The following is a 14,025-nucleotide window of genomic DNA, read 5'->3' as shown; positions in this document are numbered from 1 at the left end:
CTCGCCTGCCCCGTCCGGTACGCCGCCACGGCGTCATGAGGCGCGCTCTGCGGGCGCGTGCCGAGAGGAGACAGCTCATGACGGCAGAAGCCGAGGTGCTCGGCGAACTCAGACGGCTGCGGGCCCGGCTGCCCCAGCTCACGGGCGCGCTCGCGGCCAGTACGGACGGTCTGGTGCTGGCCCAGGACACCACCGGGGTCGAGCCCGAGGGGGTGGCCGCGCTCACGGCCGCCGCGCTGGGCGTCGCCGTACGGCTCACGGACACCACGGGCCAGGGCGGATTCCGGGAGCTGGTGATCCGCGGGGAGCTGGGCTATGTGGCGACGTACGCGGCGGGCTCCTCGGCGGTCCTGACGCTCCTCGCGGAGCCCAAGATCAATGTGGGCCGGCTCCATCTGGAGGGCCGCCGCTCCGGTGCCCGTATCGGCGAACTGGTCGACGGCGCCCTCGAACGGCTGGAGAACGCCTGAGCCTCCCGCCCCCTCTCTCCCCGCCGCTCCCTATCTCCCCGCCCGCTCTCCCTCCCCTCTCCTCGCGCGACTTCACGCACCACCCGGACGTCCGGAATTCCCCGGACCTCCACCGGAACGGAAGGAAGTACGACATCCATGGCCAACACCGACGCGGCTCTCAAGCAAGCCACGACCGCCATCGAAGGAGCCCTGGGGGCCGCCCTCGTCGACTACACCAGCGGGATGGCCCTCGGTACGGCGGGCGGCAGCAAGGATCTCGACATGACGGTCGCCGCGGCCGGCAACACCGATGTGGTCAGGGCCAAGGTCCGCGCCCTGGAACTGCTGGGGATCAAGGAGGAGATCGAGGACATCCTGATCACCCTCGGCGGCCAGTACCACCTGATCCGGCTGCTCAAAGGGCGTGGCAACAACGGGCTGTTCCTCTATCTGGCGCTCGACAAGTCACGCGCGAATCTGGCGATGGCCCGCCATCAGCTCATGAAGATAGAGGCCGATCTGGAGGTCTGACCGCCCGAGTCCGGCGCCGGACCCCGGCCGCCCCGGGCCATGGGCCTGTACGGGTACGGTACCCACCGGCCCGGCGGGGCCCGCCCGGCGGGCGGCCGAGGGGCCGGGAGCCGGGAATCGGGGACCGGGTCCCGAAGTCGGAAGCCGGAGCGCCGGAACAGCCGCCCGGCGGCCGTCCGGGAGCCCTGCGACCGTCCGGGAGCCGCCCCGGCGCCGCCCCGACGGCCGACCGCGCCGTGCGCTCCCCCGGCTCAGCGACGGCGTGTTCCGCCCGGCGCCGCGTCGCCCGCGGCGACACCCGTCGTACGGAAGCCCTTCACCTGCCTGCCGACGGGCCGGCCGGAGCCGGCCCAGTCGGTGCGCACCCAGAGCAGTTCGTCCTCGCGCCGCTCCCGGCGTCCCAGCCAGCCGGCCTTGAGCCACAGACCGGCGCCCGCACCCGCCAGGGCGCCGCCGCCCGCGCCGGGCAGCGCCAGCGAACCGGCCACGGCCACGAGAAAACCCGCGAGCAGCCACCAGCGGTGGGCCCGCCGCCAGTTCCGGGTGGTCACCCGACGGTCCTGGAGATAGTCGTGCCGGCCCGCCCGCTCGGTCCGTTCCGCCCACGCGCTGTATCTGCGACGGTGTACGAGGGCGACGGCCGCGGCACACACCACGAAGAGCGCCGCCCCCGCGTAGACACCGATCCTGCGGCCGGTCAGTCCGGGGAACACGATCCCGATCCCGGCGGCGAGCACCCCGAGCCACCACAGCGGGACCGCGCCGGCCCGTACGATCACTGCCACCCGTGCCAGAGACTGCCCTCCGCGTCCCACTGTCCGCCTCCTCGTTCCGGTGAGTTTGGCGGGCAGATTAATGACGTTCTCTGAACTTTTCCTGAGAACGGCACGGGACTGAGCCGAACGGAGCGGAGGAGCGGAACGGAGCAGCACGGAGGCGGGACGGAACGGAGCTATTCGACGAACAGTCCCCGCGCCGCCGCCCGCGCGTCGAACTCCTCCAGCCGCGCCTGCGCCTCCGGCAGCCCGTCGCACATCGCCTCCAGCAGCATCCGCCCCAGCAGCATCGGCGCACACGCCGTGTCGAAGGCGAGGCCGGTGCCGACGGCCGCCGGAATCAGCAGATCGCTGTGCTTGGCGACGGGCGCGAACGCGGAGTCGGCGACCGTCACCACCGTCAGCCCGGCCGACCGCGCGTACGCCAGCGTCTCCACGACCTCCCTCGGATGGCGCGGCAGCGCGAAACAGAGCAGCGTGCTCGCGCCCGCGTGCCGGGCGGTGTCGATCCGGTCGGCGAGCATCGTGCCGCCCTCGTCGAGCAGCCGTACGTCCGGATGGACCTTGGCCGCGAAGTAGGCGAAGCCACGCGCCTGCGAGGAGGCCGCGCGCAGACCGAGCACCGGCAGCGGACGGGAGGCGGCGAGCAGCCGGCCGGCCCGCTCGACCGGCTCGGGGTCGGCGAGCAGCTCCGCGAGTTGCCGCAGGTTCTCGATCTCGCCACGTACGGCCTGCTGGTACTCGTTGGGGGTGGTCTCGCCCGCCACGGGAGCGCCGGGCGCGACCTCCCGCAGATGTCTGCGCAGCGCCGGATAGCCGTCGAAGCCGAGGGCGACCGCGAAGCGGGTGACGGACGGCTGGCTGACTCCGGCCAGTTCGGCCAGTTCGACGCTGGAGAGGAACGGCGCGTCCCCCGCCCGGCGCACCATGCTGTGCGCGATGCGCCGCTGGGTGGGGGTCAGCCGGTGGCCCTCGAAGAGCTGCTGGAGTCGGGCGGCAGGGCTGTCGCTCATGCGATCCCCCTTGTCTGATCTGTCGGATCTGTCTGATCGGTCTGGTCGTTGCTCGCGCGGATGGTGGCGTTCGTACGGGCCGGCCGCCCGTCGTCGGCGGCCAGCTCGGTGAAGCGGTCGAGCAGCGCGGCGGCCGCCGTCACATCATCGGTCAGCGGACGGTCGCCGACCTCCTCGTCGAGTACGGTCTCGGCCAGCTCGAAGGCCCGTCCGACCGGGAGTCCCGGCTCGGGGCGCAGTCCGCGCTGGCGCAGGGCCCGTACGGCGGCGACCAGTTCACAGCCGACGACCAGGCGGTACGCGCTGCCCGCGCGCAGTGTCTGACGCGCCGCCAGCGAGGCGAAACTGGCCTGCTCCTCCACGCCCCGGGACAGTACCGCGTGGCCCAGCGAGGCGGGCGCCGAGTAGGCCCGCAGATCACCGAGGGCGGCCCCGGCGGCGTACTCCAGGATCATCACACCGGAGCTGGCGGGCTCGCCGTCGGCGAGGAAGGGCCGCAGCCGGGTGAAAGCGGGCTCGTTGAGCGCGGAGAGCCGGGAGGTGGACAGCCGCGCGGTCTGCACCAGCGAGAGCCTGAAGTGGTCCAGTGCCAGGGCGAGTTGGGCAAGATAGAAACCGCCGTGATGGTAGGCGGCGGGGACCGGGTCGGCCTCCGTGCCGGCACTGATCAGCGGGTTCTCTGCGGCTGCGTTGATCTCGACGGCGAGGGTGTTCTCCAGCGCGTCGGCGGCGTCGCGCGCCGGGCCGTGGATCTGCGGGACACAGCGGAAGCCGTACGGGTCCTGTATCCGGCCGAGCGGTGGTCCCGGCCGTTCCGGGGCGCCGAGGAAGCGCCGCATATCGGCGGCGACGGCGTACGAGCCGGGGTGCCGGCGCGCCGCGTGCACGGGCTCCGCGTACGCCTCGTACGAGCCGTCGACGGCCAGCAGGGAGAGCGCGGCGACCAGTTCGGTGGCGGCGACGAGCCGTCTCAACTCGTCCAGGGCGAGCGCGGACTGACCGAGCGTCAGGGCGTTGCTGCTGATCAGGGCGAGGGCGTCGTTGTTGTCGAGGAGCTGGGCCCCGGGAGGCGGGCCGCCGCCCTCCCAGGCGTGCTCCCAGGGGCGTTCCCCGGCGAGGGCGAGGCCCATCTGCGCGAGGGCCGCGATGTCGCCCGTACCGACCGAACCGTATTCGTTGACGACGGGGTACGCGCCGGACCCCAGCGCCTCGCAGAGCGCGGTGACGACGGTCGGGCGCAGTCCCGCGCCGCCGGCGAGCAACTGGTTGGCCCGCACGGCGAGCATGGCGCGGACCTGACGGGCCGGCAGCGGTTCGCCGATGGCGCCGGCGTGGCTGCGCAGCAGCCGCAGTCCGTGGCCGGCGGCGGCCTCGGTGGGCACGGCCTCGGTGCGATTGGCGCCGACGCCGGTGGAGCGTCCGTACACCCGGCCCGATCCCGCCAGTTCACGGGCGAGATGCCAGCTCTGCTCGACGCGCTTCATCGCCTCGGTCCCGGGTACGGGATGTGCGGCGCCGTCCGCCAGCCGGACGACATCGGCGACCGGGAGGCTCTGTCCGTCCAGAACGACGAGGGGCGTGCTCACGGGTGTGCTCGCGGGGCTTCCCGTACCCGGCGGGTCCACCATGTGGGACGACATCATGCGCGAACGCCTCCATTCCAGACGTTACGTCTCACCCCGCGACCATCCGTAACCAGTGATTTACGCCAGGGCATTGACATTCTATTCAGACACCAAGAACTCTGCATGACTATATGCAGGCCGGGCAAGGGACGACTGATGATCAGATTCGACGCGGTGAACAAACGCTTCCCGAACGGCACCACGGCGGTTCACGACCTCACCCTGGAGATGCCGGAGGGCGGTATCACCGTCCTGGTCGGCTCCTCCGGATGCGGTAAGACCACCACGCTGCGCATGATCAACCGGATGGTCGAACCGACCTCGGGCACCATCCGGCTGGGCGGCAGGGACGTGCTGGAGCAGGACGCCGCCGAGCTGCGGCGCGGTATCGGCTATGTCATCCAGCAGTCCGGGCTCTTCCCGCACCGTACGGTCCTCGACAACATCGCGACCGTGCCGCTGCTGCTGGGCTGGGGCCGGCGGAAGGCCCGTACGCGGGCGGCGGAGCTGCTGGAGACCGTGGGGCTGACGGCGGAGGCGGGCAAGCGCTATCCGCACCAGCTCTCCGGCGGCCAGCAGCAGCGGGTCGGGGTGGCGAGGGCGCTGGCGGCGGATCCGCCGGTGCTGCTGATGGACGAGCCGTTCGGCGCGGTCGACCCGGTGGTACGGACCCAGCTCCAGGACGAGCTGCTCCGTCTCCAGAAGGATCTGAACAAGACCATCGTCTTCGTCACCCACGACATCGACGAGGCGGTACGGCTCGGCGACCGGATCGCCGTCTTCCGCACGGGCGGCCATCTGGTGCAGTGCGCCACGCCCGCGGAGCTGCTGGCCCGCCCTGCGGACGGATTCGTCGCCGGCTTCCTCGGCGCGGAACGCGAGCTGAAGCTGCTGTCGCTGACGACGCTCGCGGAGGTGCCCGCGCGGCAGGCCGCGACGGCGGTACGGACCGTACGGGAGGGCGAACCGGTGCCGCGTCCGGGCGAGGGCGCGAACGGCGAGGGTGTGTACGGCGAGGGCGCGAACGGCGACGGGCCGTATGACGACGGACCGTATCTGGTGGTGTCCGCCGGGAACGAGCCGCTCGGCTGGCTCGCCCCGGAGCGACGGCCGGGACCGGAAGGCGCGGGCTCCCCCGGCACCTCCGTCTCCCCCGGCTCCCTGGTGCCGGTACGGCCGCTGCGGGACACGGACTCGCTGCTCGCGGCGCTGAACGAGTCGATCGCGTCGCCGACGGGTCTGATAGTGCGGGTCGACGCCGAGGGCGTGCTGACGGGGGTCACCTCACGGGAGACGATCCACGAGCACGCGGGCCGCAGACACCAGGAGGCGGCGCGGGCCGCCCGGGAAGCCGCCTCCCCGACGAGCACGGGCGCCGCGGCCCCGGACGCCACGTCCCCGGGCGGAGCCGTATGACCATCGAATGGGGATGGATCTCCGACCACGCGGGCGATCTCACCACCCTCGCCCTCTCCCATCTCCAGGCCGCGCTCACCGCCGTGCTCCTCGGTCTGCTGATCTCGCTCCCCCTCGCGGTACTCGCCCACCGGGTCCGGCCCCTGCGCGGCTTCCTCCTCGGGCTCTCCAACGTCCTGTTCACGATCCCGTCCATCGCGGTCTTCGTCCTGCTGCTGCCCGTCTCCGGGCTGACCAGGACCACCACCGTCATCGGTCTGACGGTCTACACGCTCGTCGTGCTGCTGCGGAACACCGTCGAAGGGCTCGACTCCGTACCCGCCAAGGCCCGTGAGGCCGCCGTCGCCATGGGCACCCGCCCGCTGCGTACGCTCCTCACCGTCGAGCTGCCGCTCGCGCTCCCCGTGATCATGGCCGGGGTACGGATCGCCACCGTCATGTCGATCTCACTCGTCAGCGTCGCCACGTACATCGGGGACGGCGGTCTCGGACAGCTCTTCACCGACGGCTTCCAGCGCGACTTCCCCACCCCGGTGGCGGCGGGCGTCGTACTGACCCTGCTGCTCACGCTGGTCGCGGACGCCCTGCTGGTGGCCGTGCAGTACGTCCTCACCCCGTGGACACGGGAACCCCGGACGCGGGAAGGAAGGGCCTGACACCACCATGTACGAACTCTTCGAGGATCTGGGCTCCTGGCTGGTCTCGGGCAAGCAGTGGACGGGTGCCGACGGCATCGGCCACCGGCTCGCGGAACACCTCCAGTACTCCCTGCTCGCGACCCTGATCGCCGCCGTGATCGCGCTGCCGCTCGGACTGCTGATCGGGCATACGGGCCGGGGCGCGTTCGTCGCCATCAATCTCGCCTCGTTCGGCCGGGCCCTGCCCACGGTCGGCCTGGTCGTACTGGTCTTCCTGGCGAGCGGTCTCTCCATGACGCCGGTGTATGTGGCGCTGGTCGCCCTCGCCGTCCCGGCCATCGTGACCAATACGTACGCGGGGATGACCGCCGTCGACCCGGAGGTGAAGGACGCGGCCAGGGGCCAGGGCATGCGCGGCCACCAGGTGCTGTTCCAGGTCGAGATCCCGCTGGCGCTCCCGCTGATCATGACCGGGCTGCGGCTCGCGCTGATCCAGGTGGTGGCCACGGCGACCATCGCCGCGTACGTCAGCTTCGGCGGACTCGGCCGGTATGTCTTCGACGGCCTGGCCCAGCGCGACCTCGTCCAGGTGCTGGGCGGCGCGGTGCTGGTGGCGGTCGTCGCCGTCGTCCTCGATCTGGCGCTGTCCGGACTCCAGCGCGTTCTGTTCCGCCATCGCACCGCCGTCTAGGGAGAGACCACCCCGATGAACACCCGGAACACAGGAAACACCCGGCGCACACTGCTCGGCGGTCTGCTCGCCGGTGCCGCCATACCCGTACTGGCCGCGTGCAGCACCGGCATCACCTCCCTGGACGGCCAGGGCACCGGAGGCGGCGCGGGAGGCGGCTCCAGCGCGGGCGGCATCACGATCGGCACGGCCAACTTCACCGAGAACCAGATCCTCGGTCATCTCTACGCGACCGTGCTCGAAGCCGTCGGGGTGAAGACCACCGTCCGCGCCAACCTCGGCACCCGCGAGATCCTGATCCCGGCCCTCAGGGGCGGCGACATCGATCTGCTCCCCGAGTACCAGGGCGCGCTGCTCCACTACCTCGACGCGAAGGCGACCGCCACGGAGGAGGGCGAGATGCAGAACGCCCTCGCCATCGCCCTCCCGGCGGGCCTCCAGGTCCTCCCGTACGGCCGGGCCGAGGACTCGGACGCCTTCGCCGTCACCCGCGAGACCGCCGAGAAGTACGGCCTCACGACGCTGGCGGACCTGAGGAAGCAGAACGGCAGGCTGGTCATCGGCGCCGCGCCCGAGGTGAAGAAGCGGGTGGTCGGTGTCGTCGGGCTCAAGGAGGTGTACGGCGTGGAGTTCAGGGAGTTCAAGTCGCTCGACTCCTCGGGCCCCCTGGTCAAGGGAGCCCTGAAGAAGGGGGACGTGGATGTCGCGAACCTCTTCACCACGGACACGGACATCGTCACCGAGGGCTGGGTGGTCCTCACCGACCCCAGGAACCTCGTCCCCGGCCAGCACATCGTCCCCCTGATCGCCGACCGCAAGGCCGACTCGACGGTACGCAAGGCACTGGCCCGCCTGGGCAACACCCTCACCACGGAGGCCCTCACCGAACTCAACCGCCAGGTCGACAAGGACAAGAAGGACCCGGACGACGTGGCCCGCACCTGGGCCACCACCCACGGCCTGACGAAGAAGTGACCGTCGGCGAAGTGACCGTCGGCCGGTGAGGCGGCGCGGCTTCGGTCGTGCCGGTTCGGGACCGGTTCCGCGCCGGTTCAGGTCTTCCGTCCGGTCAACTGCCCCTTGTCGGGGGGCAGTCGGCCGGTGCGGGGCCGTGGCCCGGCCGGAGTCCGTCCCGGTCGCGGCACTAGAATCCGGGCCGGTACCGGCGATACGGGAGGATCATGCGTCAGCAGGGGTACGTGCGCGTCGCGGCGGTGGGGCTGGGCATGGTGATGGGGTTGGGGGGTCCTGGCCGCCTGTGGCGGCGCGGAGCGCGAGGACACCGCTTCGGCGCTCGATGAGGCGCAGGTCCGGTCCGTACTGCCGGACGCGCCGTCCATGCCGGGCTGGAAGACCGCCAAGAAGGTTTCGACGGGCGCCCTCGACAGTACGTTCATGCGCAGCACCATCTGCCCGAACAAGGGCAACAAGGGGTGCGAGGCCTCCCTCTTCCTGGGATCCGCCAGCTATGAGAGCGACACCGGCGACGCCCACGCCAGCCTCTGGATGGTCGCGTACGAGGACGAGAAGGCCGCGGAGGCCGGCTACGACGTGCTCTGGAAGGACACGGCGAGGAAGACCGGCAGGGAGAAGGCCGACCTCGGCCCGGTGGGCGAGGAGCGGAACGCCCGGCGCGGCCCGCTGGGCTACTCCGAGGACGCGGAGGCGATCACGGGCCAGATCCGCGTGGGCACGGCCATTCTGTGGCTCTCCGCCGACGCCCGCGACAACGACGGACTCGACAGCGGGTTCGTCCAGGACATCGCGGCGCTCTTCGCCGAGCGGGCGCGGCAGGCCCAGAACGGTGAGGATCCGTCGGCCGGCCTCGACGACGTGCGGGGCTGAGCCCGGGGAGGGTGAGGGGCCAAGAGGGGGGTTAGCCCCACTGCCCCGGGTGCGCGTGGGTTCGTACCGTAGCGGTATGGATAGCCGCGACACCGAGCTGAAGCCCGAGCTCAAGAAGGAACTCGACGCCACCCTTCAGGCGCGCCAGGAGCTGGGGGCGGATTACGAGCCCGCGCTCGTCGAGTCGTTCCTGGAGAAGATCGAGCAGCGTCTGGACGGTACGGTCGAGCGCCGTGTCCGGCGTGAGCTGGCCGAGCGGCAGATGGCGGCCGCCCGGGGCACCCGTACGGCCGCCCCCGTGGAGGGATTCGGCGAACGCTTCGGGTTCGGCGTCATCTCGCTGATCCTGGCGATCCCGCTGTCCGCCATCGCCGCGGTGAACGCGGACCTTGAGGGTCTGGTCGTCTGCTGGCTGGGCATCGTCGGGGTCAATGTGGTCCATGCCTCGCGCGGCCGGCCCCGGATGCCCGGAAAGCGCCACCGGTCGTCGTCCGACTGGGAGGACTGAGCGGCGGACCGAGCGGCGGACCGAGCGGCCGACCGAGGGCGGACGGACGGCGGACCGACAGCGAAAGCCGGTCGGTGCGGGAAAGCGGTGGCGGGGACCCGCGAAAGGTAGTCGCGGGGACCGCCGCACCCCCGTTACCGGGGGGCGGGACGACGGCGGTCCCCGCGAGGGACACGGTCCGGGTCAGGGCCGGTGTTCGTGTCCTTGGCGTCCATGGAGGTCCGGGAGCCGCTCCGGAGGTCCTTGACGCCGACAACCACTACTGTGCAGGACGCGTGTTAAGCGGGTGCTGCGTGGACGTGTCGCGCTCGTACCACTTTCGCGGATACGCGCCATCGCCCATTGAACCGCTCGCTACACAACCGTCGAGATCAGGCCTTCGACAGATACGCCAGCAGATCCTGCCTGCTCACGACCCCTGTCGGCTTCCCCTCGACGAGCACGATCGCCGCGTCGGCGCCGTCGGAACCGCTCAGCGCGGTCATCAGATCGGCCACCGGCTCACCCGAGCCGACCTGCGGCAGCGGGGACGACATATGTTTCTCCAGCGAGTCGCCGAGCGAGGCCCGCTGGGTGAAGAGCGCGTCCAGCAGCTCCCGCTCCACCACGGAGCCGATGACCTCCGCGGCCATCACATCCGGGTGTCCGGCCCCCGGCTTCACGATCGGCATCTGCGAGACGCCGTACTCCCGCAGCACCTCGATCGCGTCGCCGACCGTCTCCTCCGGGTGCATATGGACGAGCGTCGGGATCGCGCCCGCCTTGTGGCGCAGGACATCGCCGACGGTCACCGCGCCGCCGCCCTGGTCCAGGAAGCCGTAGTCGTTCATCCACTCGTCGTTGAAGATCTTGCTGAGATAGCCGCGGCCGCTGTCCGGCAGCAGGACGACCACGACATCGTCGGGGCCGAGCCCCTCGGCCACCTTCAGCGCGGCCACGACCGCCATCCCGCAGGAGCCGCCGACGAGCAGGCCCTCCTCCTTGGCCAGCCGCCGGGTCATCCGGAAGGAGTCCTTGTCGGACACGGCGACGATCTCGTCCGTCACCGTACGGTCGTACGCGGTCGGCCAGAAGTCCTCGCCGACGCCCTCGACCAGATACGGCCGCCCGGAACCGCCGGAGTAGACCGACCCCTCGGGGTCGGCGCCCACGATCCGCACACGCCCGCCGCTGACCTCCTTGAGATAGCGGCCTGTGCCGGTGATGGTGCCGCCCGTACCGACACCGGCGACGAAGTGGGTGATCCGCCCGTCGGTCTGCTCCCACAGTTCGGGACCGGTCGTCTCGTAGTGCGAGCGCGGGTTGTTGGGGTTGCTGTACTGGTCCGGCTTCCAGGCGCCCGGCGTCTCACGCACCAGCCGGTCGGAGACGTTGTAGTACGAGTCGGGGTGCTCGGGGTCGACCGCCGTCGGGCAGACGACGACCTCGGCGCCGTACGCGCGCAGCACATTGATCTTGTCCGTGGAGACCTTGTCCGGGCAGACGAAGACACACTTGTAGCCCTTCCGCTGGGCCACGATGGCGAGACCGACGCCGGTGTTGCCGCTCGTCGGCTCGACGATCGTGCCGCCGGGAAGCAGCTCACCGCTCTCCTCGGCCGCCTCGATCATGCGCAGGGCGATCCGGTCCTTGACCGAACCGCCGGGGTTGAAGTACTCGACCTTCGCCAGGACTGTCGCCTGGATTCCCGCCGTCACGCTGTGCAGCTTCAGCAGGGGGGTATTGCCAACCAGACTGATCATCGAGTCGTGGAATTGCACCGTTGTCTCCGGGGTCTCCGTGATGGTCCGGCCAGGGTATGCGTACGCGCGCGAGATTGGGCGACGGTCCTTACGGGGCAGTTAGCTGGTGTACGTACCCATACTCGTGCGTACGGTCGGCTCATACGTACGGCTGGCTCATACGTACGGCCAGAGGGAGGTGGCTCGGACTGTGTCGAGGGCGAGGGTGGCACGGCGGATCGCCGCGGGCGCGGCCTACGGCGGCGGGAGCATCGGCCTGCTGGGGGCGGCCGGCGTCGGAGTGGTGCTGGCGGAACTGCAGCTGGCGAAGCGGTCGGTGGGCGGCGGTGTGGCCCCCGTTCCGCCGAGCGGCGACGGCTGGTACGGACTGGCGTACGGACACAACGAGCCGCCGCTGCGGATGGGCATGCTCGGCGACTCCACGGCGGCGGGCCAGGGCGTACGGCGGGCGGGACAGACCCCGGGGGCGCTGCTGGCCTCGGGGCTCGCGGCGGTCGCGGAGCGGCCCGTGGAGCTGCGGAACGTGGCTCTGCCCGGTGCCCAGTCGGACGATCTGGACCGCCAGGTGACCCAGCTTCTCGCGGACCCGGCGCGGGTCCCGGACGTCTGCGTGATCATCGTCGGCGCGAACGATGTGACGCACCGGATGCCGGCCACCCGTTCGGTGCGGTATCTGGCGGCGGCGGTGCGGCGGCTGCGTACGGCCGGGGCGGAGGTGGTCGTCGGGACCTGTCCGGACCTCGGCACCATCGAGCCGGTGTACCAGCCGCTGCGGTGGCTGGCGCGCCGGGTGAGCCGCCAGCTCGCCGCGGCGCAGACGATCGTGGCGGTCGAGCAGGGCGGCCGTACGGTCTCGCTGGGCGATCTGCTGGGTCCGGAGTTCGCCGCGAATCCGCGGGAGCTGTTCGGCCCGGACAACTACCACCCCTCGGCGGAGGGCTACGCGACCGCGGCGATGGCGGTCCTGCCGACACTCTGCGCGGTGCTGGACCTCTGGCCGGAGACGGACCATCTGGACGCGTCCCGCGACGAGGGCATGCTCCCGGTGGCGAAGGCGGCCTCGGCGGCGGCGTCGAGGGCGGGCACGGAGGTCACCGGGGCCCGCGCCCCCTGGGCCCTGCTGAAACACCGCCGACGCCGCAGTCTCCCGCCCCAGACGGAAGCGGCCCCGCCGGAACCGAGCCAGGTGCCCCGGGAGGTATGACACCGGGAGGTATGACCCGAAGGTGTGACGCGGAAGGCGGCGCCCGGACGTATGACACAACGAGCCGCCCCGGGGGCCCTGCCGGACTTCCCGGGCCGGCGTTCGCCCGCTGAGCAAGCGCTTGGAAAAGAGGTCCTCATCACACGACCGGCCGGGTGACCCCCGGCGCTACGTACCGGTAACTTCCACGTCAGCCCTGCCTTCTCCCTCCTGGAGCCGTGATGCCCGAAGCCGTGATCGTCTCTGCCGCCCGTTCCCCCATCGGCCGGGCCTTCAAGGGGTCGCTCAAGGAAGTACGGCCCGACGACCTGACGGCCACGATCATCGAGGCCGCGCTCGCCAAGATCCCCGAGCTGGACCCCCGCGACATCGACGACCTGATGCTCGGCTGCGGGCTGCCCGGCGGCGAGCAGGGGCACAATCTGGGCCGGATCGTCGCCGTCCAGCTCGGTATGGACCACCTGCCCGGCTGCACGGTCACCCGCTACTGCTCCTCGTCCCTCCAGACCTCCCGGATGGCGCTGCACGCCATCAAGGCCGGCGAGGGGGACGTCTTCATCTCGGCCGGCGTCGAGATGGTCTCGCGCCAGATCAACGGCTCCTCGGACGGGATGCCCGGCACCCACAACCCGCTGTTCTCCGACGCCGAGGCCCGTACGGCCTCCGTCGCGCAGAGCGAGGGCGCCGACTGGCACGACCCGCGCGAGGACGGCCTCGTCCCCGACGCGTACATCGCGATGGGGCAGACCGCCGAGAACCTGGCCCGGTTCAAGGGCATCACCCGGCAGGAGATGGACGAGTTCGGCGTACGGTCGCAGAACCTCGCCGAGGAAGCCCTCAAGAACGGCTTCTGGGAGCGCGAGATCACGCCCGTGACGGTCCCGGACGGCACGGTCGTGACGAAGGACGACGGACCGCGCGCCGGGGTCACCCTCGAAGGGGTGCGGGGCCTCAAGCCCGTCTTCCGCCCCGACGGTCTGGTCACGGCGGGCAACTGCTGCCCGCTCAACGACGGCGCCGCCGCGCTCGTGATCATGTCCGACACCAAGGCGCGCGAGCTGGGTCTGACCCCGCTGGCCCGGATCGTCTCCACCGGGGTCACCGCGCTCTCGCCGGAGATCATGGGATACGGCCCGGTCGAGGCGTCCCGGCAGGCGCTCTCGCGCGCCGGGCTGACCATCGGCGACATCGATCTGGTCGAGATCAACGAGGCCTTCGCGGCCCAGGTGATCCCGTCCTACCGGGACCTGGACATCCCGCTGGAGAAGCTGAACGTCAACGGCGGCGCGATCGCCGTCGGCCACCCCTTCGGTATGACCGGCGCCCGGATCACCGGCACACTGATCAACAGCCTCCAGTTCCACGACAAGCAGTTCGGCCTGGAGACCATGTGCGTCGGCGGCGGCCAGGGCATGGCCATGGTGATCGAGCGGCTGAGCTGAGCTGAACCCGCCCCTGTCCCCGCGCGGATCGCGTCCGCACGGGCCGCGCCCGCAGGAGCCGCGCCCGCGCGCGAAGTGTCCGAAATGCGGAGACTCGTCGCGCAGAGTAGCCGCACCGTCCGGAATCGTATGGATAAACCCC

Annotated in this window: 14 protein-coding genes; 10 read left to right on the top strand and 4 right to left on the bottom strand. The window is 71.3% G+C overall.

Annotated features, from left to right (window positions below):
- The first annotated feature begins 35 nt into the window (after positions 1–35).
- Both OG214_RS24365 and OG214_RS24360 read left to right on the top strand, forming a co-directional pair.
- Complete coding sequence (locus OG214_RS24365) at positions 36–470, top strand: roadblock/LC7 domain-containing protein (RefSeq protein WP_363079460.1); 435 nt, start codon at positions 36–38, stop codon at positions 468–470.
- Positions 471–608: 138 nt separating this feature from the next.
- Positions 609–983 carry a hypothetical protein gene (locus OG214_RS24360; protein WP_365901512.1) on the top strand — a complete coding sequence of 125 codons (375 nt, stop codon included), beginning with the start codon at positions 609–611 and terminating at the stop codon, positions 981–983.
- A gap of 251 nt (positions 984–1,234) precedes the next feature.
- On the opposite strand, the gene OG214_RS24355 is transcribed toward OG214_RS24360, so the two are convergent.
- The 3 genes from OG214_RS24355 to OG214_RS24345 all read right to left on the bottom strand — a co-directional run bounded on the left by OG214_RS24355 (position 1,235) and on the right by OG214_RS24345 (position 4,412).
- Positions 1,235–1,798 (bottom strand): hypothetical protein, encoded by a 564-nt coding sequence (locus OG214_RS24355; RefSeq protein ID WP_405985952.1) that lies wholly within the window; start codon positions 1,796–1,798, stop codon positions 1,235–1,237.
- A 137-nt stretch (positions 1,799–1,935) separates the two neighbouring features.
- The gene (locus tag OG214_RS24350) at positions 1,936–2,772 is read right to left on the bottom strand and encodes a MurR/RpiR family transcriptional regulator (protein WP_363079457.1); all 837 of its coding nucleotides are present in this window, start codon (positions 2,770–2,772) and stop codon (positions 1,936–1,938) included.
- Complete coding sequence (locus OG214_RS24345) at positions 2,769–4,412, bottom strand: aromatic amino acid ammonia-lyase (RefSeq protein ID WP_405987599.1); 1,644 nt, start codon at positions 4,410–4,412, stop codon at positions 2,769–2,771. Before OG214_RS24345 ends, OG214_RS24350 begins: the two co-directional genes overlap by 4 nt.
- Before the next feature lie 141 nt (positions 4,413–4,553).
- On the opposite strand from OG214_RS24345, the gene OG214_RS24340 reads away from it, so the two are divergent.
- The 6 genes from OG214_RS24340 (at position 4,554) to OG214_RS24315 (ending at position 9,495) form a co-directional block, all read left to right on the top strand.
- On the top strand, positions 4,554–5,813 hold the full coding sequence (locus OG214_RS24340) for an ABC transporter ATP-binding protein (RefSeq protein WP_405985951.1): 1,260 nt from the start codon (positions 4,554–4,556) through the stop codon (positions 5,811–5,813).
- Positions 5,810–6,469 (top strand): ABC transporter permease, encoded by a 660-nt coding sequence (locus tag OG214_RS24335; RefSeq protein WP_363079455.1) that lies wholly within the window; start codon positions 5,810–5,812, stop codon positions 6,467–6,469. The genes OG214_RS24340 and OG214_RS24335 overlap by 4 nt, the downstream gene beginning before the upstream one ends.
- 7 nt (positions 6,470–6,476) lie before the next feature.
- Positions 6,477–7,142, top strand: a complete 666-nt coding sequence (locus OG214_RS24330; protein WP_363079454.1) for an ABC transporter permease — start codon at positions 6,477–6,479, stop codon at positions 7,140–7,142.
- Positions 7,143–7,157: 15 nt separating this feature from the next.
- Positions 7,158–8,117: an ABC transporter substrate-binding protein gene (locus tag OG214_RS24325; RefSeq protein WP_363079452.1), complete on the top strand. Its 960-nt coding sequence runs from the start codon at positions 7,158–7,160 to the stop codon at positions 8,115–8,117.
- Positions 8,118–8,537: 420 nt separating this feature from the next.
- On the top strand, positions 8,538–8,987 hold the full coding sequence (locus tag OG214_RS24320; RefSeq protein ID WP_405985950.1) for a hypothetical protein: 450 nt from the start codon (positions 8,538–8,540) through the stop codon (positions 8,985–8,987).
- A 76-nt stretch (positions 8,988–9,063) separates the two neighbouring features.
- On the top strand, positions 9,064–9,495 hold the full coding sequence (locus tag OG214_RS24315) for a hypothetical protein (RefSeq protein WP_363079448.1): 432 nt from the start codon (positions 9,064–9,066) through the stop codon (positions 9,493–9,495).
- Between the two features lie 371 nt (positions 9,496–9,866).
- Here the strand turns inward: OG214_RS24315 and OG214_RS24310 are convergent, their stop codons facing one another.
- The gene (locus tag OG214_RS24310; protein WP_363079446.1) at positions 9,867–11,255 is read right to left on the bottom strand and encodes a cystathionine beta-synthase; all 1,389 of its coding nucleotides are present in this window, start codon (positions 11,253–11,255) and stop codon (positions 9,867–9,869) included.
- Between the two features lie 187 nt (positions 11,256–11,442).
- On the opposite strand from OG214_RS24310, the gene OG214_RS24305 reads away from it, so the two are divergent.
- Complete coding sequence (locus OG214_RS24305; RefSeq protein WP_405987598.1) at positions 11,443–12,441, top strand: SGNH/GDSL hydrolase family protein; 999 nt, start codon at positions 11,443–11,445, stop codon at positions 12,439–12,441.
- Positions 12,442–12,662: 221 nt separating this feature from the next.
- The gene (locus tag OG214_RS24300) at positions 12,663–13,883 is read left to right on the top strand and encodes an acetyl-CoA C-acetyltransferase (protein WP_363079445.1); all 1,221 of its coding nucleotides are present in this window, start codon (positions 12,663–12,665) and stop codon (positions 13,881–13,883) included.
- The last annotated feature ends 142 nt before the right edge of the window (positions 13,884–14,025 follow it).

Source organism: Streptomyces sp. NBC_00872 (genome assembly GCF_045161915.1).
In the GTDB taxonomy this organism is placed as follows: domain Bacteria; phylum Actinomycetota; class Actinomycetes; order Streptomycetales; family Streptomycetaceae; genus Streptomyces.
The sequence above is the reverse complement of the archived record's forward strand: the minus strand, read 5'-3'. Positions and strand labels throughout refer to the sequence as shown.

What these genes read in the sequence shown, in the direction of transcription:
- OG214_RS24365 (WP_363079460.1), top strand. Translation starts at nt 36, where the DNA reads ATGAGGCGCGCTCTGCGGGCGCGTGCCGAGAGGAGACAGCTCATGACG.
- OG214_RS24360 (WP_365901512.1), top strand. Translation starts at nt 609, where the DNA reads ATGGCCAACACCGACGCGGCTCTCAAGCAAGCCACGACCGCCATCGAA.
- OG214_RS24350 (WP_363079457.1), bottom strand. Translation starts at nt 2,772, where the DNA reads ATGAGCGACAGCCCTGCCGCCCGACTCCAGCAGCTCTTCGAGGGCCAC.
- OG214_RS24345 (WP_405987599.1), bottom strand. Translation starts at nt 4,412, where the DNA reads ATGTCGTCCCACATGGTGGACCCGCCGGGTACGGGAAGCCCCGCGAGC.
- OG214_RS24340 (WP_405985951.1), top strand. Translation starts at nt 4,554, where the DNA reads ATGATCAGATTCGACGCGGTGAACAAACGCTTCCCGAACGGCACCACG.
- OG214_RS24335 (WP_363079455.1), top strand. Translation starts at nt 5,810, where the DNA reads ATGACCATCGAATGGGGATGGATCTCCGACCACGCGGGCGATCTCACC.
- OG214_RS24330 (WP_363079454.1), top strand. Translation starts at nt 6,477, where the DNA reads ATGTACGAACTCTTCGAGGATCTGGGCTCCTGGCTGGTCTCGGGCAAG.
- OG214_RS24325 (WP_363079452.1), top strand. Translation starts at nt 7,158, where the DNA reads ATGAACACCCGGAACACAGGAAACACCCGGCGCACACTGCTCGGCGGT.
- OG214_RS24320 (WP_405985950.1), top strand. Translation starts at nt 8,538, where the DNA reads ATGCGCAGCACCATCTGCCCGAACAAGGGCAACAAGGGGTGCGAGGCC.
- OG214_RS24315 (WP_363079448.1), top strand. Translation starts at nt 9,064, where the DNA reads ATGGATAGCCGCGACACCGAGCTGAAGCCCGAGCTCAAGAAGGAACTC.
- OG214_RS24300 (WP_363079445.1), top strand. Translation starts at nt 12,663, where the DNA reads ATGCCCGAAGCCGTGATCGTCTCTGCCGCCCGTTCCCCCATCGGCCGG.